Here is a 22,891-nt window from a genome sequence, read left to right as displayed (position 1 = left end):
TACTAGTAAAGATATTCAGGTTTGGTAAAGCTGCTTAGTGGTGGCTAAATTCTTCTCACGGGTTTTATATGTCAAGTGGGAACATTTAACAATATCGAGACAGACTTTGGGAGGGATTTTATTACATTGAAAAATCTAAATTTAGTGAAGTATAAAAATGATTTGTTTTTCTGAAAGTAATCTAAAAAGGCGGTTGGAATCTAAATGGAAGAAAAAAGAAAAATCAAAGTGTTGAGTCTTATTGCAATATTGATTATCTCGCAAACAAACATGGGCGTTTTCGCAGAAACATTAACTCAAGGAACAAATTCAGATGAGTCATCTACAGTACAAAAAAAGCCAATAGAAACAACGAATTCTTCTAACGTAGTAATGTCCAGCTCTGTTAATTCTTCGGAACTGGGAACAACTATTACAGAAAAGGTGCAGACTGATACAGAGCTTCCTAGCACAGAAAAAGTACAGGATTCAACAGAGAGAGGAGACCTTGTCTCACCGAGAGCGGTTTCACAATCGGACGCAATGTTTGAAAATCAATCATTAGCCGAAGATAATTCAATTATTTATACATGGGATCAGTTTATGGGGACTGAAAGATTTAATAAAAAATTGTCCTTGACTGCTAAATTTAATACACAACCCGTTGCAGGCAAAAAAATCGTCATTAAATTGTCAGAAGAATTTCAATACAGTTCCTTGCCAGGTTTTAAATCAAGCGGTGGTAAATTAGTCTTTGACGCTTCGCAGTTGCCCAGCCAGCTAGCCTCTGTTGTGACCAATGCGACCATTGAATATCCCAAGGTTTATAGCGATACTATGTCCTCATCTGGAACGGTAACCTATGAATTAGTAAATACAACAAGTGAAATTTCTATGGATATTACTCTGGGGGTGAATACTCGTTTCTTAATCAATGAAGATGGTAGAGATTATACAAATCCTATTGAAGTGATCTTTTCGGAAGAAGGTAATGAAAATTTTTATGATCAGGCTTTTGAAAAAATGTCATTATCCGGAAAATCAGTGGTGCCACGTTTTTATACTGCTAGTAGAAATGCCTATAAACCAATATATCAAGGACAAACAGGATCATTTTTAACTGGAACATCAGCAGTTATGTCGACTGGAGGACAATCTATTGAATCTGCGGGCGCCTATTTAGATTCAATGTCATATGAAGTAAAGTATGACAAACGTCTGGCATTAAAAAATGTGATTTTTGAACAAGCTCAATCTGCAACAGTCACTGAATTGTCTGAAAAAGAAGACAGTAACTATAAATATGCATTGATCACTCTTAACCAATTACGTCTTTCCGGTTCTGCTTATTATGAAGTTGCTTTCGCTGATGGAATAGATCCAACGACAATTGAACCTGATAGTAAATTAATTGTTGCTTCAACCGGTAAAGTCAGTTATAAAGCCTATAACAATGAAGAAGTGATTGATGTTGCTTTATACGCCGGCATCACGGTAGGCGTTCAAATTATTGCAGACTATGTCAATCAGTTAACTTCATTAGATTTAACTCGTTCTATATCATTAAAAAATGCATCTCCTTATACGTATTTAGGTGGATTTCGTGTGGAAAATATTCAGCCTGAAGCTGTCACTGATCAAAAATTTGTAGCAACGTTTGATACTGACAATATAAATGTTCAAGCAATGCGCATTGGAACAATTGGCAAAAAAACAGCCAATATAAAAGTGACCACTACAACTGGACGAGTAATAGCGATTCCGGATAATACTGCTACTGCACCTGTGCAACAATTGATTGATTTGGCAGAACATGGACAACAGGCTAACGAATTTATCGCTTCGGTCGAATGGACTGATGATGTGCCGGCTAATTTTAAATTAATTTCTGCTTTATATGGGGCGGGAGGAATTCAATATTATGGCTCAATAAAAGAGGGTGTTGTCGAAGGAACACAAATTGCAGATAATGAGCTGGAATATGGCAGTATCGATACCTTTGATACGAGTTCACAAGTGGCGAGATCAATTATAAATGTTACGTCTGGAAATGTATTTAGCGGTGTCATAAAAAGCACGGGATTACGGATTACAGCTGGAAATAAAGGGGAGATTCATTCTTCTGTTCGCGTGAAGGAAGATACTGCTACAGGAGTACTATCTAGTTTTAAGGGCATTAACATTTACGTGAGAGAGTTTAACGGAGTAAATATTGTTCCAGAAGATTTTAGAGCGGTTGATGCCGTTGGTAACGTATTTACTGTTGCAAAAGGTAATGTGCAAGTCACTAAATTTAAAGATAATAGTGGTGTATCGGTTTATCAGTTTACGATTCCTGATTATGATGTGAATTCGTCTATCGCGAAAAAAACACGAACTGAAGATATAAAAATCGGTGTGTCTATTTCTAAAACAAGTCAAACAGCAACATATTCATTAGCTGATATTATTATGATGGAACCGTTAGATTCAGAACTAACAATTGTGAACACTGGAGTCTTAATGGGGGTCACAAATAATAAATATGGCTTAGGGGAAAAGTCGGATTCAGACTATATTTTTACAGCTTTACCTTCAACATCACTGATTGTTCAGGCAAATGTCGATTTAAACGTAACGACTGCTGCTAATATCGATGGCGGAGAATTTATTGCTTATAGTGGTACTCCTGATGGAATTATTGATTTGAACCCGGAAGGTCAAGCACAATATGGTTTAAAAGTTTCAAATAACTCTGGAGAAGCAGTTAAAGGGTTTAAAGCAATTATTCCAATCCCTAAAAGAGGGGAAACAACAGATCAGGCGTATCAATTACAAGATACCAACTTTGGGTGGACGGTTAATTTGACGGAACCTTTAGATTTATCTGCTAATAATTATGACTATACTGTTTTATATGCGACTAACTATGAATTGGACTTTAATGCTAACAGTTGGAAAACTTGGGATGAAATTACGAATAAGTCAGAAATTCGGGCTATCTATATTCAAACAAATAGTAGTATTAATTCTATGGAAAATGCTACAACTGATAATCCTGGCGAAGATTTCATTGTTTTTAATATTGATATGGATAAAACTACTGCGGATCAAGATGCTGGTAAAATAAATATTTATAAAGCACTGATTCGAAGAGAAATAAATGGCGTAGTTAATAATGTGCCGAGTGAAGCTGTGGCAATTCGCTTGAAAACAGGTGTGATCAAAGGTCGAGTTTACGCAGATCTGAACCGTAATGGAGCGACGGATGACAAAGAAGTGGGACTGAATGACATAACAGTTACGGCTTATGATAAAGATACTAAAAACGTTATTGAAACGACAATTACTAAAACGATTGATGGCGTAGATGGAAGCTATTCATTTTTTGGCTTAGACAAATCACAGGCGGTAGATGTTGTCTTTAAAAAAACTGTAACTGACGATAGTCAGCGCTTTGTAGAAACTGACAATGTGACGGTATCCGCAGATAAAATGTCGGCTAAAATATCAAATGTTATTGCTAGCAGTCCACAATCTGATCAAGTGTCAATTGGCATAATGACACCAATAAAAGTGACGTATAATGCACAAGGTGGTACTGCAAATGTTTCAGAAGAATTAGTAGGTTATCCAGACAGTAAAAATAAAATTACCGTTGCGCCTACTGCTACTAAAGAAGGTTATGTATTAGATGGCTGGTACACAAAGGCTACCGGTGGCGTGAAAGTTTCATTCCCTTATGAAGTTCAAGGAAATGAAGATGTAGAACTATATGCAGTTTACACTGCTAAGCCGTATACTGTTACTTTTAATATCTCTGAAAATGGAGGTAAAGGAACAGCTCCTTCTAATAAAGAAGTAAACTATTTAGAATTAATTACCAAACCGGCGGATCCCGAAAAAGACGGATTTACTTTCATTGGGTGGTATGATGCAGCGATTGGTGGTAAAAAATGGAATTTTGATACGGATAAAATGCCAGCTCAAGATATAACCCTGTACGCGCATTTTTCAGTTGGAGAGTTTGTGTTAACTTTTGATAATGATGGAGATCTAAGTACACAAAAAATCGCATACGATGAATTAGCGAACGAACCTGCTCAACCAGTGAAAATAGGTTATACGTTTGATGGCTGGTATACCGCAAAAACAGGAGGCGCTAAGTGGGATTTCGCTCAGGATAAAATGCCTGGGGAAGATACCACATTATATGCTCGTTTCAAAATAAACAAATATACAGTCAATTATGTTGTCGATGGTACAACAATAAAAACAGATCAAGTCAATTATGATACAATTGTAGCAGACAAGCCAACTGATCCGACGAAAGAAGGGCATACTTTTGACGGGTGGGTTAACGAGGAAACAGGTGGAAAATGGCAATTTACTAAAGATAAAATGCCAGACAGAAATATTACTTTACAAGCTCAGTTTACCAAAAATAGTTATGATTTGACTTTGGTTAACGAAGGAAAAACTGTGACGCAATCTGTAAACTTTGATGAATTCGCTACAGAACCAGATATTTCAGTTAAAACTGGTTATACATTTATTGGTTGGTTTGATCAAGAAACTGGCGGAACCAAATGGGAGTTTACTAAGAATCGTATGCCGGCTAGAAACGTCACCCTTTATGCTCAATACGCAATCAATCATTATCAAGCAACCTTTGATGATCAAGGAAATCAAACAACTATCGAAGTAGAATACAACGGCTTAATTACTAAGCCAAGTACAGATCCACAAGCATCAGGAGGGTATGAATTTACTGGCTGGTTTGCTCAAAATGCTAATAAACCATGGAATTTTGCTACAGATAAAATGCCAGCTGAAGACGTAGTATTAGTGGCTAAATTTAAAGCCTTAGACCAAATGATTACGCTAGACTTTGACGGTGGTACTAGCAAAGAATCAAATGAAATTATGGCGCCGACAGATAGTCAAATTGACATTGATGCGATTACTATTCCGACTAAACCGGGCTATGAATTTGTTGGTTGGTTCGATGGAAATATGCAAGTAAGTGGAACGATTACGGTGCCGTTTGGTGGTTTATCTCTTAAAGCTAAATGGGAAGAAGCAGACCAAGTGATTCGCTTTGATGCCAATGGCGGAGTAGGTGTTGATTCTATAGTGGCTAAAACCAATACCGTTATTACTATTGAAAACTATACGACAACCCGTGATGGCTATGAATTTATTGGCTGGTTTGATGAAAATGATCAACAATTAACTGGTGAGTTTATAGTACCGGCAGGCGGAGCTGTCTTCGTTGCGAAATGGACTGCTTTAGATCAAGCGATTACTTTTGACGTTAATGGCGGCGATATTGCCACACAACCTGAGACAATTGTTCAACCAACGGGTACGAAGGTAAAACTGGATGAAGTAGCTAAGCCTAAAAAAACAGGCCATATCTTTGTAGGTTGGTTTGATGCAGATGGTGAAATGTATTCTGGTACTATTCTTATGCCAGCTGGCGGATTAGCACTAACCGGACAATGGAAGCAAGAATCCTTAAAAAATAATTCAACCGACAATAAAAAAGATAAAAATATGCCAACTACCAACAAAGGCGATAGTAAAGATAAGGAAGGGAGTGCAATCAAAGAAAAAACTATCAAGGAAAAGTCAACTGACAAAAAGCTTTTACCAAATAGCGGTGAAAAAATTGCACCATTAATAATTTTTTCTGGTCTCCTATTAATAGGAATAGCCATTTTAGGGTACAGACTAAAATGGAAAAGGAATTGATTTAAATGGATAAATAATAAAATAATCAAAATCAATAGACTGGAACAAAACTATGATTCTTTTAAAGATCATTAGTTTTGTTCTAGTTTTTTTGAATTTTGTACTTAACTTAAAGCAACTTGTTTAGATATAGATACAGCTTGAATGTTTAGAAATAGACTATTTTCTCTAATAAATTTTTAAATAGTTTTTTTGCTCAAGTTTTGCTTGTGAAACAATGGTGATTTAAGCAAACAAATAGGCAATTCATTAAAGTGAGCTGATCTCCCGTATATAAGTTTCGATCGGCTTTTGATAGTCCTCCCAATTTTTTTGCCCAGAATTGAAATACTCCGCTAAAAGAAAACCAATATAAGGCCCAGTTGTTAAGCCAGATGAACCTAGTCCGCTGGCAGCTACTGCTGTAGGCGTATCAGGTAAAGTGTTGAAAAACGGCGCAAAATCCGCAGTGTAGGCTCTCGTTCCTATCCGATAAGACACAGGATAGGCTTCAAAGAAGTCCTGTGCTGACAGAAAAGGCAAGGTTTTTTCTTTTAGATGAGTGAACGCAGCTTTAGTAGGAGTTAGATCTGTTTTGCCATCATTTTCATGTGTAGCCCCTACTAAGATCCGTCCATTGTCAAAGGGAATAAGGTCGCTTTCTCCGTCAAGCATAGCTACCGGCCAATGACCACTTCGAGTGAAGTCCGTTTCAAAAACAAGCAGCTGCCCTTTCTGCGGCCGGATATCTGTCTGGTAACCAAGAGAGGATAGCAAATTGGGTAAACCAGCGCCGCTGCATAAAGCAATGGCATCAAATTCCTCTGTGTTTGCACCAGTAGTCACTGTCCAGTGTGTTGCTTTTTGTTTAATCTGTGCATTGCCTGTATGAAAGACTACGCCAGCATTAGCGGCTCGTTGTCGTAAGCTATTTAAATAACCAGCACCATCGAGTTTTCCACCGCCGGATATCAGCAAAGCAGGCTGCTTTTTTAATAGAGGTAATTTTTCATGAACTTGTTCAGCCGCTAATAAGTGAATGTCCCCAATAGCAGGTGCTTGCTGTTTTCGCTCAGAAGCCAGTTCAGCCAGTTGAGTAAGCTCATTGTCTTTACGCAAAATCAGTGTTCCTGTCTGTTGATAAACGCTTGTAGGTAAAGTAAAATCCTGAACCAATTTACTATAAAATTCAGCACCATCCTTTGCTAAACGATACCAGCGCTGATTCCGGCGTTTAGATAGCCAAGGGGAAATAATACCAGCACTTGCTTTGGTTGCTTGACCAAGGGGATTATCGTAAAGAGTAACAGTATACTTTTTTAAATCAAGATAATTGGCTAAGGTCATGCCAATAATACCACCGCCAATAATTGCTAATTTTTTCATAAGAAACTCCTTAATAAAATGTTAGAATGAACCAATTTATTGTTGCATACTCTTTTTAAGGTTGCAAGAAAACCGACTTCCCTCTATTTTGTAAGGTTTCCAAAGATAAATTAAGTAAAAAAACAATAAAGTTCACGGAAAAAAGAATAATAAAAAAATAAAAATTCTCACAAATTTAAATGATTAATAAAATAAATGAGAAAAAATGAAAGCGGAATTATGATAAGCTCAAAGCTAAGGGAGGAGTTTTTCCTACCTATGATTATTCGAAAGAGAGGGAATGGAATGAAAAAATCTTTAAAAGGGCTTATCTTAGCTTCATTAATTAGCACGCAGGTTTTAACTGCACCGATTTCTGCTTTTGCAGCAAACGAAGAACAACCTGTAGCAACTTCTGAAGCGACAGACACTCAAACAACTGAGTCGTCTGAAAACGTTGTTGGTACTACTACGAGTGAAGAAACGAAAACGACTGCATCATCAGAAACAACAGGAACAAGTGAACCAGCAGTCAGCTCAGAGCAAGCTGCACCGACGCTGACAGAAAATTCAACGACACCGCCAGCTGCTACAGAACCAGCTGCGAGTGAAGCAAACAAAACGGCTTTAAGAGCAGTTATTGACCAAGCAAAACAAGTCATGGCTCTAGGCAATTACACGGAAGCAACAAAAACTGCCTTGCAACAAGCAATTAACACAGGTGAGGCTTTATTAACAAGCACCATCGCCACAGATCAGGAGCTACTGGCAGCTATTGCAGAAATCAGCGCAAAAATAAATGCCTTAGTAGAAAATTTTGATGAAGAAATAGCGTTGGTTAATCTTTTGCAAAATTCACTTGAAAAGGCACAATTATTTTTAACCAGTATTGAAAATAACAACGAAGCCTATACACCAGCATCTGTTAACGCTAAAAAAGCGGTTGTCAAACAGGCTATTGATTCTGGTAATGCTGTGTTAAATACAGTGAAAGATTCTTCAGGCAATATTAATGGTCAACTTGCAGTATCAAATAGAGCGGCTGTTGAAAATGCGATCAGCATCGTTACAACTGCTTGTTATTACGATGGCTTAGTAGATAGAACACACATGGTAGCTATTTTAGAAGAAGCAGGTAATTTGGAAGGCTCTAGAGTTTCCGAACAATATTTTAATGACAAAACTGTGTTTGAAACGGCTTTAAGTAAAGCAGTGGATGCGTTTGAAAATGCTCTAACAGACGAAGAAACAAACTCAGCGGTTAATGCATTACGCAGTGCTATGGATAATTTGCATTTACTAGTTGTTGTTTCAGCTGTTGATGAAGATGGCAACTTAATCATGGACCAAGAAGATACATCGTTAATCGGCTTGTACAAAGGAAGCTGGAATGTCACACCTCCAACAATTGAAGGGTATGAATATGTAGGTGCGAATAACAAAGAACTCGAATCATCTCTTTCTAATTCTAACGCTACTTTATCCGGTACTTTTGGTAACGGCACGAATGATGTTACATTAGTTTATCGTAAAACAGATAGAGGAACTACTTCCACTTATTACGGCCCTGCTTATTCTAATAACTACGTGAATGATCCTGCAAAAGTAGGAACCTCAACAAATAATAAAGATACACAATACCAATCAAAAGGAAATCTGCCAAAAACAGGTGAAGAAACCAGTGGATTAGCTGGTTTAGGATTTGTTACTTTAGCGGCAGGTGCTTTATTGATTTTCAAAAAAAGAAAAATCGAAGAATAATGTTTGGTACAGATCTTTTCGTGCGACGAGTAATCGCAGGAGCATATAAGTAGCATGGTCTAGTTTGACCTTCAAGGCTACTTGGAGAAGAACCTCAATAAGTGAACGACCTACAAGCACTTCTGTCATTTCTGGTATGACGGGAAATTGCCTGTAGGTTGTTCACTTTATTTTCATTCTGTTTTGTGAGTCATGAATGTTTATCCCAGCCGCTCTAATTTTTAAGCAAATAAGTATCAAATCTCAAGATTTCCCTTCATACTAGAATTAAGAAGATTGAAGGAGGAAAACTAGATGACCACTGAAAAGCAAATCAAAGCGGTAGGATTTTACGAAGGATTGCCGATTGACAATGAGCGAAGCTTTATTGACGCCTGGCAGCCGTTGCCAGAGCCCAATGCGCACGAATTATTAGTAAAAGTAACAGCTGTTTCTGTCAATCCAGTAGATACAAAGCTGAGACAAGCAACAGAAAAACAAAAGGAATTGCGTGTACTAGGCTTTGATGGTGTTGGTGAAGTAATCGCAGTAGGTAGTAAAGTAAGCAAATTCAAGCGAGGCGATCGTGTTTTTTATGCTGGTACAACAATGAAGCCTGGTAGTAATCAGGAAATGCAGGTGGTGGATGAACGGATTGTAGCGTTAGCACCTACAAATCTTACGGATGCACAAGCTGCTGCACTGCCGTTGACTGCAATAACTGCTTACGAATTGCTCTTTGAAAAATTTGGTTTAGTGCCGGAAGAAAATGCGAATGCCGGAAAATCGATTCTAGTTATTAATGGTGCCGGTGGTGTAGGTTCTATCTTAAGTCAGTTGGCTCATTGGGCTGGACTGAAAATTTTTGCGACGAGCAGCCCGAAAAACTTTGATTGGCTCCGGGAAAATGGCGTGGCTCATCCAATTGATTATCATCAAGAAATCAAGCCCCAAATTGAAAAAGAGAATATTCAACTGTTAGACTATATCGCTGTTTTGTATGATATTCATTCTTATTTACCAAGCTTATCAGAATTAATTAAGCCATTCGGGCACATTGGAACAATTGTTGCAACAGAACAACCGTTAGCTATGAATTTGTTGAAAAATAAATCAGTCTCTTTCGATTGGGAGTATATGTTTGCTAAAACAGATTATGATCAGAGGATTGAGACTCAAGGCGAGAGTTTGCAAAAAATTGCAGAGCTAGTTGAGCAAGGCAAGCTAACCTCTACTCTTCATACTCATTATGCTGATGGGATTAATGCTAAAAACCTTAAAGCAGCCACCGCGCAAGTGGAGTCTGGTCATGAGCATGGGAAAACGGTGATAAGCGGTCTCTTTAATGCGGAAATTATCTGAATAAGTAGTGGGCGAGACAAAACTGTTTTTTAGTTTTGTCTCGCCCACTACTTACGAATAAACGGTGGCTCAAAGTCAGGTTCTTCGGCAATTTCATAAAATCCGATCAATATAAAAAACATATTGGTCGGATTTTACTCCAATTGCTCGAACCTAAACGACTTTTGGCTCAACCTCTTTAAGCGTTCATTTTACATGTTTTTTTCTAAAAATAACTGTGATGGAAAACAGACTAAGTAACGCCAAGCCGAACAGCAACACATTATTTTGACCTGTTTCACCAGTTGCCGGCAATTTTTTTCTACTAAGAGCAGCAGCTTTATTTACTGAAGTGCTACTGTGAATGCTTTGATCCGCTGTTGTACTATTAGTTGAATCAGAATCACTGGATACTGGCGTTGGTATTACAGCAGTAGCTGAACTTGATGTACCACTTGTTGAACTAGAGCTGGTCGAGCTTGATGTACCACTCGTTGAACTAGAACTAGTAGAGCTTGATGAACTACTTGTTGAACTAGAACTGGTAGAGCTGCTAGGTTGCGTATCTTTTTCATAAATAAAAGTAACTTCTTGATCTGTATTTGTGAAGGTTCCGCTGGTAGCGCCAAGTGTGTCTTTTAACGTATATCCCGGGATTGTTTTCGGGGAAATAGTAAAGGGATCACCCACCATTCCGGTCTCTTCTTCGCTAGGCAATAACTCATTTCCAGCCGTATCCTGATAATGAATGGTTACTGGCTGACCGGTTACGATAAATTTATGCAAATAGGTACCCGATGAAATGGAATAGAAAGTAAAGTTGGGCGGTGATGCATAAGAACCAGCCGGTGCATCGATTCGGGCATTGTATTCAATAGTATTAATCGCATAGTATTCATCTTTAGTCACATCTGAAATAGTAATACCGGCATCAGTAATTTCTAAACGATTACCGGGAATTTGAACATCGTCAAAATCAAGATATGTATTGCTAGCGCTGTTGGATTTCGTAAACGGCAGCATGTAACCATCAAAATTCGTTACACGATTGGGCATCATAGAAAATGGCAAGAATAACTTTTGAGTCTGTGCATCATAATTTAGTGAGGCACGATTCACCTTTGTTGCCGGATCTTGACGACCGGTATTTTGACCATGGGCTGCCAAATTATTCAATACTGGAAATTTTGAAATGCAAGTGAAATCCGTCACGCCACAAAACTGAATAGATAAAGAGGTTAATTTCGGCAAAACGCTTAAAGGCTCAATCGTTGTAATTTTCATATTTGAATCAAGATAAAGTCGATCCAGTTCTTTTAATTTGACGATCTTATCAAAAACAGTATTGTCGATATTGGTCGCACCAAGGTGCAGGTTGACAATTTTCGTACTTTTACTTAGATCTGGGAAATTCGCTGAGTTCAAAGATGACGTCTGCAATGTCACGTAATCTAAGGAAGTTAATGATTCTAATGGAGAGAAATCATTAATGATTAAATTAGCGTTGATTGAAAATGTTCCCAGATTTGTAGCGTACTCCAATCCGGAAAGACTAGTGATGGCCGTGTCCGTTAATTCGAGAATAGTCAGCTTTTTCATATCAGTTTTAGTCAAGTCACTACCAGCAGGTAAATTTAATTTCGTTAAAATTGCCTGTTTTAATGCCGGGTCTGGGATCGTGACACTATCGCTGGCAAAAGCTTTAGGCGTTACTGCATTTTCAGTAAACTCACTAGAAGCAGAAGAGACCGCTGTTGAAGCTGTTTCTGATGTTTGTGTGTTTGCAGAAACAGTCTGTTCGGTGGTTGCTCCAGTCGACTCGGTGGTCAAAGTTGCTGTTGTTGCTTCACTGGATGATGTAGTTTCTTCCACTGTTGAAGTATTTATCGTGGCAGCATTATTAGTATCCTCAGCCCAAACAAATGACCGGGAAAATAAAAGCGGCACGAAAAGTGTCGAAATAGTCAGCGTACAAAACGTTTTATTTTTGTACAGTTGCTTAAGTTTAATGTTCTTCAAAATTATTCCTCCATATTTTGTTAATAAAAACACAATTGTGCTATTTTTATTTTATCATAAAAATCAAATTATTATTCTTATTTTTATCATTTTTTAATTTATTATTTAAGTTTATTGGATTATTTATCTTTAATTTTCAGAATATTATTGATTATTTGTGATCAAAAAAAGAAAATCGGATATTTTAAATGAAACAAATTTTGGTGTACTATGTATGTATCAAAAATAAAATGGACATTTGCTGATGAAACTATGAACATCGGTAAATGGAGGAGATAAATATGAGCTTAAAACAAAAAATCATTGAAGAAAGTCAACGATTGGGAATAGATAAAATCGGTTTTGCTTCAGCTGAACCTTTTTATGAGCTGGAAGATTCCTTAAACGAGCAGCGTGAACGTGGCTTTAATTCTGGTTTTGAGCATCAAGTAGTGGAAGAACGAATTTATCCGGAAAAAACGTTTGAGAATCCGCAAACAATCATTTCCATCGCTCTTGCCTATCCTACAAAGATTAGTGAGCCTGTTCCAAAGGATGAAAAACGCGGCATGTTTGCCAGAGCCTCTTGGGGCATTGACTACCATGATATTTTGCGGGACCGTTTAAATAAGCTGATTGCTTTTATTCAGACGCAGGCTAATAATATAGAAGAAAAGGAACATTGGCGTTTTGCTCCGCAGGTAGATACCGGAGAATTAGTCGACGTTGCGGTGGCGCAGCGGGCTGGCTTGGGCTTTATTGGCAGAAATGGCCTGTTAATTACTGAGGAATTCGGCTCCTTTGTATACTTAGGCGAAATCGTTACGAATATTCAGTTTGAAGTGGATGAGCCTGTTCCGTTCGGCTGTGGCGATTGTACGCGCTGCGTAACGGCGTGCCCTACACAAGCACTTTTAGGCAACGGTAGTATGAATGCGAAGCGCTGTTTGTCTTATCAAACCCAGACAAAAGGCATGATGCCGGAAGAATACCGCAAAAAGATGCGTAATGTAGTCTACGGCTGCGATATCTGTCAGTTGGTTTGTCCGTATAATAAAGGAAAGGATTTTCATTTTCATGAAGAAATGGAGCCTGAGGTTGATTCTGTTTATCCAAAATTAAAACCGATGCTGTCTATGTCCAACAAGGAATTTAAAGCAAATTTTGGTCATTTAGCCGGAGCGTGGCGCGGGAAAAAACCGTTGCAAAGAAATGCTCTGATTGCTTTAGCAAATGTAGGCGACCGCTCTGCTTTGCCGGAAATATATACTTGTGCTAAAGAAGACGTTCGACCAGTCATTAGAGGAACTGCCGCTTGGGCCATTGGTAAGCTTGGTAACAAAGAAGCGGACAAATGGCTGCAGCTTTTAACCGAATTATTGGCAAAAGAAACAGAGGCAGAAGTGATCGAAGAGATTCAACAGGCGATTGTACAATTATCAAAAAAAGAGCGGAGAGTAACTAAATGAAAAAGCTGCTTAGTATAATGGGCCTCATGATTCTAGCGATTATTTTAGGTGTCATTTATGCAGAAAAAAAGGATCAGCAATCATTGTTTGGCAAAAGTGCGGTGACCTTTTGGCTGATTAGCGATCCCCATTACATTGATGAAAGCTTAACTGATTCAGGAGCCGCTTTCCAAGCAATTAAGCAAACCGCTGCCGGCAAGGAGCTGGATTATCAAAAAGAAAGTCTGCAGGCACTGATCGCCAAAGCGCAAAAAGAAAAGCCGGATATGCTGATTATTACCGGTGATTTAACCTTAAATGGAGAAAAAGTGAGCGCTGAAAAATTGGCAGAGCTGCTGAAGCAACTGACGGAGCAGGGGATCAAAGTCTTTGTGATTCCCGGAAACCATGACATTAATGATGGATGGGCCAGAAAATTTGTCGGCGAAAAGCAGGAAGCCACGGCAGCTATTTCCACCGAAGATTTTCAAAAAATATTTGCTGACAGCGGCTATAAAGACAGTAGCAATGATCCAAATTCTTTAAGCTATGCAGTTTCAGTGAATGATACCTATAATTTTCTTTTTCTGGATACGAACATTTATCCGGAGGACGATCAAAAACTCACTCGACCTTCAACCGGCGGCACTATACGCGAAAAAACGCTAACCTGGATGAAAAATCAATTAGCTGAAAGACAGGCTGCCAAGAAAAAGACGCTGGTTTTTATGCACCACAATTTGTATAAGCATAACGAACTGCTATCAAATGGCTACGTGCTGAATAACGCAGACGAGGTACGAAACATCTTAGCCGAATATCAAGTGCCTGTCGTCTTTTCGGGACATATTCATGCACAAGATATTATGACAGAAACGACTGCTGAACAGCCAATTACGGAGATCATTTCCAGCTCCTTCGCCATTGCCCCGCAAAGCTATGGAGTGGTGACGCTAACGAAGCAGGCCATCACTTATAAAAAACAGCATAATGATGTAGACAAATGGGCACAGGACAAAAATATATTGCCTGAAGGCATGAATTACGCCAAATATATGCAAAAAGTTTTGATCGAAGATGGGGAACGCTTAGGTTATGCACAGCTGGCGAGTGCCGGATTGACCGATCCGCAGCAGTTAAAGGCAGGTGCCGCTTTTGTAGGGAAAATAAATGAGCGCTTTTTCGCCGGCAATGATTTTAGCACTGATCAGGAAGTCGCCAAGCTCAAGCAGGAAAATGGCTATCAGATCATTGCTGAAAACAGTCCATTTTTGAAAGATTACGTTGATTCGATTATTCAGGATAAAAACGAACCAGATAATCAGTGGCAAAAGCACTTTTAGCTGGAAAATAAAGCACGGTCGTTTCAGTGAAGCTGAGGTAAAACGCAGAAAAAGTTTTATCTCAGCTTCTTTTTTGGGTTATTGATAGCTTTAAACTATCATATGTTGAAAATAACTATTGTCTTTTTTGAGAAATTTAGACTATGATAAAAGGATGAAGAAAACGCTATTACAAGTCAAATGAAACGAATAAGGAGTGAATAAAATGGAATTAATCTCGGGTGAAAAAGGCTTTGAGCTAGCCCATCAAAGCGGCAACTGGATTTTAAAAAAGGAGATTGGTTTTTCGCCGGTGGAACTTTTAGTGGCGTCAATCGGTGCTTGCGGAGCCTATGTTTACGAAAAAATTTTAACCAATTCTCACATTGATTTTACGATTGAAAATGTGCAGATTTCATACGAACGGACAGAAGAAAAACCAGCGAAACCGCTGAGTCAAGTAAGTATTCTCTTCACATTACAAGTTGCACAAGAAGCGCAGGGTAAAGCAGAACGGGCCTTAAAGTTAATTAGTAAAAACTGTCCGGTTATGCAATCGCTGGACCCTGAAATTGTCGTTACTGAAACTGTCAGCTTCGTCTAAAAAAGGAGAAATAAAATGAAAAAATATTTGGCCGCTAGTTTATTGGTATTGTCCGTGTTAGTAGCGGGCTGCAATTTTAATGAAACGAAAGAAAGTCAAGAAACGAAAACACAGCTTCATTTTACAGAACCAGCAGAGCTGCTGACACTGGATACCACACAGGAAGAGGATTTCACTAGTTTTAATGCACAGAATCAAGTTCTTGAAGGCTTATATCAGTTGAACGAAAAAGACGAAGCGATTCCAGCAGTTGCCAAAGAGCTGCCGAAAATTAGCGCGGATAAGCAAACCTATACCATTACTTTGCGAAAAGATGCGAAATGGTCAAACGGCGAATCTGTGACAGCCCAAGATTTTCTTTATGCTTGGCGGCGAGCAGTCACGCCGGAAACCGCCCCATCGTATGCCAGCTTATTTGTTTCTTCCATTAAAAATGCCGAGGCGATTTATAAAGGTGACATGCAACCGGAACAGCTGGGCGTGAAGGCAGCGGATGATTATACTCTGGAGATACAGTTAATCAAGCCAATTCCTTATTTCACTTCGCTGTTGTCCTTTGAAACCTTTTTCCCGATCAATCAAGCGTTTGCGGAAAAACAAGGGGATAGCTACGGAACCTCCAGCAAGACTACCTTATATAATGGACCGTTTACTTTGGAAGGCTGGGAACAAAATTCAGATACTTGGCAATACGTGAAAAATCCTGACTATTGGGATGCGGAAAATGTTGCAATTGATGAAATCAAAACCTCAGTAGTAAAATCAACCAGTACAGCCGTTGATTTGTATCAAACGGGAGAACTGGATCGAGTGGTTTTAGATGGCGAATTTTCTAAGCAATACAAAAATGATGCTGATTTCCAAAATCAGAATGATACCAAAATGGGCTATCTGCGTTTCAATCAGGGCAAAGACAAGCTGCTCGCTAATCAAAGCTTACGTAAAGCACTTGCTTTAGCAATTGATCGGGAAACCTTTGTGAAGAATGTGCTGGGCGACGGTTCCATTGCTGCTACTGGCTTTATTCCTCAGAATTTTGTTCAAAACCCAAAGACGGGCGAAGATTTCCGTAAAGAAAATGGCACACAGCAAAGCTTCGATTCGGCTGCCGCCAAAAAAGCCTTTGAGCAAGCTTTAGCCGAATTAGGGAAGAAAGAAGTAACATTGGTGTATTTAACCAAAGACTCAGACACTGAGAAAAAGACGGCTGAATATTTAGCGAGTCAAATCGAAGAAGTATTGCCACAGGTGAAATTTGAAATTACAACATTGCCAAGCAACAATCTGCAAGAACGTTATTTGGCGGGAGATTATGATATTGCTTTTGGTCAGTGGATGCCAGATTTCAAAGATGCGATTACCTTTTTAGATATGTTCGCTTCTACTTCCGGGTTGAATCATGTTAATTATAATAATCCGAAATACGATCAGTTGATTCAAGCGGCGACGGAAACACATGCGGCAGATGAGCTGGAACGCTGGAATGATCTGCTTCAGGCAGAGCATGTTCTGCTGGCAGAGGATTACACGATTGCACCAATTTATCAGCAGCAAACGGCTTTGCTGCAAAAGAAAAAAATTACTGGTGTAGTGAAGCACAGCTTCGGCTCGCCTTATAGCTTTAAGTACATTAAAGTAGCAAAAGATTAATCATTTCATTCAAAAGTCTTATCCTAACGAAGTTGCCTTTGTTAGGACAAGGCTTTTTTTACAGTAAAAGATGAATTTTTCTTGACATATGATTGCTTGTTCATGTATTATAAGTATATAACATATGAACGTTTATTCATGTGAAAGTTTAATGAATTATTTCAGAAAACAAGAGAAGGAGGATCACTATGGAAACAGTAAAGCAACACACTCACCAATGCACGAATGAGCATAAACACGAAGACGGACACAGTCACAGCCATCATCACAGTCACGGGAAATCCCCAGTCATTTTATTTTTTACCGGCTTCGTTTTATTTATTGCAGGTTTTTTCCTTAAAGAAAACAGTCTTGTTCAGACACTTCTTTTTGTCGGCGCAACCTTTTTATCAGGCTATCACATTATTATTGAAGGAATGACAGATACGATACAAGCCTCTAAAGCCAAAAGCACCTTCGTACCAAATGTGCATATTCTAATGACCTTAGCGGCTTTTGGCGCCATGATCATCGGTAAATTTGAAGAAAGTGCCTTGTTAATTTTAATTTTTGCCGGCGCGCATTTTCTTGAAGAATATGCTGAAGGTCGCAGTAAACGTGAAATTACGAATTTACTAAAGATGAATCCGACAGAAGCACGTTTAATCCAAGCAGACGGTACGATTAAAACAGTGGATGTCGCTGCTTTGAAAATCGGCGATAAGCTACAAGTCCGCAACGGTGATCAGATTGCTACAGACGGTATAATTTTGTCAGGCAGCACATCCATTGACGAATCTTCTATTAATGGTGAAAGCATCCCGCGGGAAAAAACAGTAGGAGATGAAGTTTTCGGCAGTACAATTAACGGCAATGGTACCTTTACAATGGAGGTTACCAAAGACAGCAGCGACACAGTCTTTGCTAAGATTCTAACATTAGTCAATCAATCGCAAAACAATCTATCCAAAACAGCGACGAAAATTCAAAAGCTGGAGCCGCGCTACGTGACGATTGTTTTGATTTTAGTTCCTTTGTTTATTCTAGCAGGCCCGTTTATCTTTAACTGGAGCTGGAATGAAAGCTTTTATCGGGGAATGGTCTTCCTAATTTCAGCTTCTCCCTGCGCATTAGCAGCGAGTGCTGTTCCGGCGACATTATCCGGCATTTCCAATTTAGCCAAACGCGGCGTCTTATTTAAAGGAGGCTCTTATCTGGCTAATTTGGCAACTATTAAAGCCGTTGCTTTTGATAAAACCGGCACATTAACGAAAGGGAAACCAGTTGTCACGGATGCTTACTTTTTGACGAGTCAAACAGAACTAACGGAACAAGACTGTATCGACCGGATTGTTGCGATGGAAAAAACAGCTAACCATCCCTTAGCCAATGCGATTTTGGAAAATTTTCATGCAGAAAAAGAATTAGATCTTTCAGTAGAAAATATTATCGGTAAAGGCTTGATTACTACTTATAACGGAGCGACATTTCAACTTGGAAAACCAGAAACATTCCATGCAGTAGCTGCTCAAATCGAAACACACAATCAGCAATATGCTAAAGAAGGAAAGACGGTCGTTTACTTTGCTGAAAATAACCAAGTGATCGGTCTTATTGCAATGATGGATGTGCCTAATGAAGAAGCAAAACCAGTGATCAGCTATTTAAAAGCACAGGGAATTCATACGACTATGATTACAGGAGATGCAGAACAAACGGGACAAGCAGTGGGACGTCAAATTGGCATTGATGAAGTCATCGGCAACGTACTTCCGGAAAATAAAGCGGATATTATAGCGGAACAAAAAGTACGCTTTGGCAGTGTTGCAATGCTAGGAGATGGCGTAAATGATGCACCGGCTCTTGTTACCGCTGATATTGGTGTAGCCATGGGTGACGGGACAGATGTCGCGATTGATGTTGCAGATGCAGTATTAATGCAAAATGACTTGACCAAATTTAGTTATGCCCATAAGACAGCTAAACGTTTGGATCGAGTGGTTTGGCAAAACATTATTTTTTCCATGCTGATTGTTCTATTGCTGGTAACCTTGAATATTCTTGGGAAAATGGATATCACATTGGGGGTCGTTGCTCATGAAGGCAGTACCCTGCTGGTTATTCTTAATGGATTACGCTTGTTAATTCCGTCTAAATAAAGAAGAAAGAACAGCTTTTTGACTAAAGGCTGTTCTTTTTTATGTCTAAAAATGATACCTTTAACGAAAGAATAGGCTCTTAATTTTAAAAAAAAGCAGGTTGTACTTATATTGCTTATAAAAAACAAAAAAATAACATAAATATACATTTTTTCTTGCGCTGTAAGTTAATGTTAACGTCCTTTTTCAGTGATTTACAATAACGAATGATGCATTGACCGGTCTTTAAATGAAAGAAATGGCAAAAAAAATTAAAAAAGTATGGAAAATGTTACTATATTTTACGAATAAGCTTTAGTTTATAAAAAAACATCTATTTTATATGATAAAATTCTTTTTTTTTAGAAAGATATCTCAATCTTATTTTGAGTTTTCAAAAGTAAAAATAAACCGCGAAATCAGTTTGTTTGTTGAGGTAATATCTGCTAAAATAGAAAAAGGTAGGTATGATTTTATAAGGAATATTTAATCAAATATTAAAGTTGAGCTTGTAATGGTTGCTGGTTCATTAAAGTTAAATGGCAGAAGTTAGAAAGGATAGCTAAGAGTAAAATCAATTCTAATAAAAGCGATTGAAGTAGGTTGGAGTTATTGTTTCGCAGTTATTTAAGGATATTTGGATATAAATAGTATCAGAGAAATTACCGGATATACATAAATCAACCATTCATATGATTAATTTCATGTTTATAACCAGTAAGCAAAGAATAATAGCCTATTTTAGTAAAAGGAAGTGAAAGTATGCTGAAAATATTTGGCAGAGGCAAGAAAAGAAAGAAATATGACGATTACGAAGACGATGATTTTGATGAATACGATGAGTATGATGATGAGTACGACGAAGATGAGTATGACTATGACGACTACGATGAAGATGATGACGACTATGATTATGATGATGAAGAAGACGAAGATGAGTATGATGAAGAATATGATGACGATGACTATGACGACGAAGACGAAGATGAGTCACGGTCGCTTTTCTCAACAAAAAAGAAAAGACAAGCTCCGAGTGCTAAAAAGTCTAAAAAACGTCCGCCTGTCACTGAAGTTATCGATGATGCCGAATTAGAAGAACTCCAAGAAGAAAACGAACAGCTTCAAAACGAGTTAGATGAAGTGAGAGCAGAACTACGGAAATATAAAAAAGAAGTGAAGCAGCTGCAAACAGAATTAGAAGCTTCCCGCCAAGTAAGTGAATCGCTAAAAAACGAGCTTTCTATGGTCGAGGCTGTGCCGAAGGACTACGAAGCTCGGATGGCGGAACTTGAACAAATCAAGGGTAAATATAATAATCTTTTACGCGACAGTAATCGACAAATTGATGAAAATGACTTGAATCGTAAAAAGGTTGAGCGTTTTGCCGAAAAAATCAAGCAATATGAGCAAGAGCTGCTGGCAAAACAAGAGGAAATCGATAAGCTTTCTGAGGATCGGATTGTGATTATGCCGCAAGAACCGGCAGTTGATACTAAAGCACAGGAAGAATTGGCAAGAGTGCGTCAAGAATTAGAGAGAACGAAAAAGCTTTTAGCTGAAAAAGAAGCTATTGAAAGTGAACAATTGTCTAAAGAAGACATCGGCGAAGTCTTACTAGGCGCTAAAAAACAAGCCAAGGAAATCATCAATAAAGCAACGCAGCGCGCGCAAATGATTGATGAAGATACGAAACGTAAAACAGCAGTCTTAAAACGTTTGGAACGTGCTGAGCAGGAATACCAAAACTACTATAAACGTATTAAAGATGTAAAAGAAGAATCTGAACAAGCGTTTAATCAGATCATCAATTTAGTTAAAGATGATCATTATCAATAAAAAAAAGAGAGGACACAATATGAAAAAAAGGAACTTAAATAGTAAAAAACTAAGATTGTTAAGTGTTGGGTTATTGTCTTCAAGTGCTGTCCTTTCTGTTACCGATGTTCAACCTATTATTGCTAAGGAAGCAGACGATCGGGCAGTTGCTGACTCCGATGAACAAGAGAAAGTAACCGTTCTATCTTCAACTAAAGAACAAAAAGGAACAGAAAGTACTGATACAGACGACAAGCTTGAGAGCAGCTCATCAACGACCGAGTCTTCTACAACAACGAGTAGCACCACACACACACAAGCTACTACCAGCAGTACGGACTCGACAGATGAAACAACGTCAAGCACATCAGATGAGACGACAAACGATTCCACAAGCTCTAGTACGAGTGGAACGATGGATGAAACAAGCGAAACGACCAGCACAACCGGAACGACTACTGATTCTACTAGCAGTACATCATCAACTAGTACGAAGCCGTCAAAACCAAAACCTAAGCCAGCAAAGCCAAAACCGAAACCAACTCAACCTGTGCAACCACAGCCACAGCCTGAGCAGCCGACTTATGGTCCAGTACAACAGCCAGCTCCGACAGTGAATCAGCCGGTACAGTCAAGCAATAATACCTATACTGGCAATACAGCGGGAGCCAGTGCAGCTGGTTCTGACGAAGTCTTTCACATTAGCCCTAATTTAACAACGAAAAGCTTTATTAAGGTTATTGGCGAAGATGCTCGAACAATTGCCGGTAAAAATAATCTATACGCATCAGTGATGATTGCACAAGCCATTCTGGAAAGTGCATCTGGAAACAGTGCATTAGCCTCTGCGCCAAATTATAATTTATTTGGTATTAAAGGAGATTACAAAGGAGCTAGCGCGAGCTTTTTAACAAGTGAAGATAATGGTTCCGGAAGTATGTACACTATTCGTTCTGCTTTTAGAAAATATCCGTCGTACAAAGAATCATTGGGTGACTACGTAAAGCTGCTTAGAGGGGGTACAGATTTTAGCAATTCTTTTTATAAAGGAACCTGGAAATCAAATACTTCTTCCTATAAGGATGCGACTAAGTTTCTTACCGGGCGTTATGCAACGGATACCAGCTATGCTTCGAAATTAAATGGACTAATTGAAGCATACAATTTAACGCAGTATGATACCTTAAAAACCAACAAAAAAGCCAAGAAGATAACGCTCAATACAAGCTTCGATAAGATTGAAAAACAAGATAAGCAAACAGATCAAAAGGTTGAATTCTTTACCCATGTGGTGAAAAAAGGAGAAACCTTAAAATCTATTAGCGAACTTTATGACTTATCTACCTTAGCTATTTTAGAAAAAAATCAATTAGACCGTCGTACACTCTATATCGGTCAACGTTTAAATATTCCGAAACAAAAAGAAAAAGTTACTGTAGTAGCAAAAGAAGAAGAAGCCGTGGATCGTTCATTGAATATGGTTGAAAAAATATCCAACGCTTTTTCCGATAAATTGACAGTAAACAAAGACTCAGAAAAAACAACAAAAGCTTCTTCTACTAAAGAAGCAAAAACGACTACTGAATCAAAAAATTACGATATTACTGCGACACGTAAGAAAACCAAACAGACATATGAAGTGAAAAAAGGCGATTCTTTAGCCAGCATTTCTAAAAAGACCGGTGTTTCTGTCTGGTCATTAAAAGAATGGAATGATTTGGATCAATACTTCTTAACGGAAGGCCAACTACTTGTGTTGGTTCCAAATTATGAGCTACCATCCTAAAAAAGAAAGGA

The 22,891-nt window shown here is 38.5% G+C and carries 12 protein-coding genes; 10 read left to right on the top strand and 2 right to left on the bottom strand.

Going from position 1 to position 22,891, the window contains the following annotated elements:
• Positions 1-204 precede the first annotated feature (204 nt).
• On the top strand, positions 205-5,715 hold the full coding sequence (locus ABH902_RS09420) for an InlB B-repeat-containing protein (protein ID WP_404590467.1): 5,511 nt from the start codon (positions 205-207) through the stop codon (positions 5,713-5,715).
• Between the two features lie 249 nt (positions 5,716-5,964).
• On the opposite strand, the gene ABH902_RS09415 is transcribed toward ABH902_RS09420, so the two are convergent.
• Positions 5,965-7,080, bottom strand: coding sequence for an NAD(P)/FAD-dependent oxidoreductase (locus ABH902_RS09415; RefSeq protein ID WP_404590466.1), 1,116 nt, complete (start codon positions 7,078-7,080; stop codon positions 5,965-5,967).
• Between the two features lie 285 nt (positions 7,081-7,365).
• Here ABH902_RS09415 and ABH902_RS09410 point away from each other — a divergent pair, with 285 nt between their 5' ends.
• Together ABH902_RS09410 and ABH902_RS09405 are read left to right on the top strand one after the other, a co-directional pair.
• The gene (locus ABH902_RS09410) at positions 7,366-8,820 is read left to right on the top strand and encodes a MucBP domain-containing protein (RefSeq protein ID WP_404590465.1); all 1,455 of its coding nucleotides are present in this window, start codon (positions 7,366-7,368) and stop codon (positions 8,818-8,820) included.
• 294 nt (positions 8,821-9,114) lie between these two features.
• The gene (locus tag ABH902_RS09405; protein WP_404590464.1) at positions 9,115-10,161 is read left to right on the top strand and encodes a zinc-binding alcohol dehydrogenase family protein; all 1,047 of its coding nucleotides are present in this window, start codon (positions 9,115-9,117) and stop codon (positions 10,159-10,161) included.
• Positions 10,162-10,347: 186 nt separating this feature from the next.
• On the opposite strand, the gene ABH902_RS09400 is transcribed toward ABH902_RS09405, so the two are convergent.
• Positions 10,348-12,159 (bottom strand): MucBP domain-containing protein, encoded by a 1,812-nt coding sequence (locus ABH902_RS09400; protein ID WP_404590463.1) that lies wholly within the window; start codon positions 12,157-12,159, stop codon positions 10,348-10,350.
• Positions 12,160-12,440: 281 nt separating this feature from the next.
• On the opposite strand from ABH902_RS09400, the gene queG reads away from it, so the two are divergent.
• The 7 genes from queG to ABH902_RS09365 all read left to right on the top strand — a co-directional run bounded on the left by queG (position 12,441) and on the right by ABH902_RS09365 (position 22,880).
• Positions 12,441-13,607: a tRNA epoxyqueuosine(34) reductase QueG gene (queG, locus tag ABH902_RS09395; protein WP_404590462.1), complete on the top strand. Its 1,167-nt coding sequence runs from the start codon at positions 12,441-12,443 to the stop codon at positions 13,605-13,607.
• Positions 13,604-14,929: a metallophosphoesterase gene (locus ABH902_RS09390; protein ID WP_404590461.1), complete on the top strand. Its 1,326-nt coding sequence runs from the start codon at positions 13,604-13,606 to the stop codon at positions 14,927-14,929. Before queG ends, ABH902_RS09390 begins: the two co-directional genes overlap by 4 nt.
• A gap of 205 nt (positions 14,930-15,134) precedes the next feature.
• Entirely contained in the window at positions 15,135-15,512 is a 378-nt protein-coding gene (locus ABH902_RS09385; RefSeq protein ID WP_404590460.1) for an OsmC family protein, read from the top strand.
• Positions 15,513-15,527: 15 nt separating this feature from the next.
• The gene (locus ABH902_RS09380; protein ID WP_404590459.1) at positions 15,528-17,162 is read left to right on the top strand and encodes a peptide ABC transporter substrate-binding protein; all 1,635 of its coding nucleotides are present in this window, start codon (positions 15,528-15,530) and stop codon (positions 17,160-17,162) included.
• Between the two features lie 188 nt (positions 17,163-17,350).
• Positions 17,351-19,300 carry a heavy metal translocating P-type ATPase gene (locus ABH902_RS09375; RefSeq protein ID WP_404590458.1) on the top strand — a complete coding sequence of 650 codons (1,950 nt, stop codon included), beginning with the start codon at positions 17,351-17,353 and terminating at the stop codon, positions 19,298-19,300.
• Positions 19,301-20,041: 741 nt separating this feature from the next.
• Positions 20,042-21,115, top strand: coding sequence for a hypothetical protein (locus ABH902_RS09370; protein ID WP_404590457.1), 1,074 nt, complete (start codon positions 20,042-20,044; stop codon positions 21,113-21,115).
• Between the two features lie 19 nt (positions 21,116-21,134).
• The gene (locus tag ABH902_RS09365; RefSeq protein ID WP_404590456.1) at positions 21,135-22,880 is read left to right on the top strand and encodes a glucosaminidase domain-containing protein; all 1,746 of its coding nucleotides are present in this window, start codon (positions 21,135-21,137) and stop codon (positions 22,878-22,880) included.
• Positions 22,881-22,891 lie beyond the last annotated feature (11 nt).

The organism is Enterococcus sp. UD-01, from assembly GCF_044909655.1.
Classification (GTDB): domain Bacteria; phylum Bacillota; class Bacilli; order Lactobacillales; family Enterococcaceae; genus Enterococcus_L.
The sequence above is the reverse complement of the archived record's forward strand: the minus strand, read 5'-3'. Positions and strand labels throughout refer to the sequence as shown.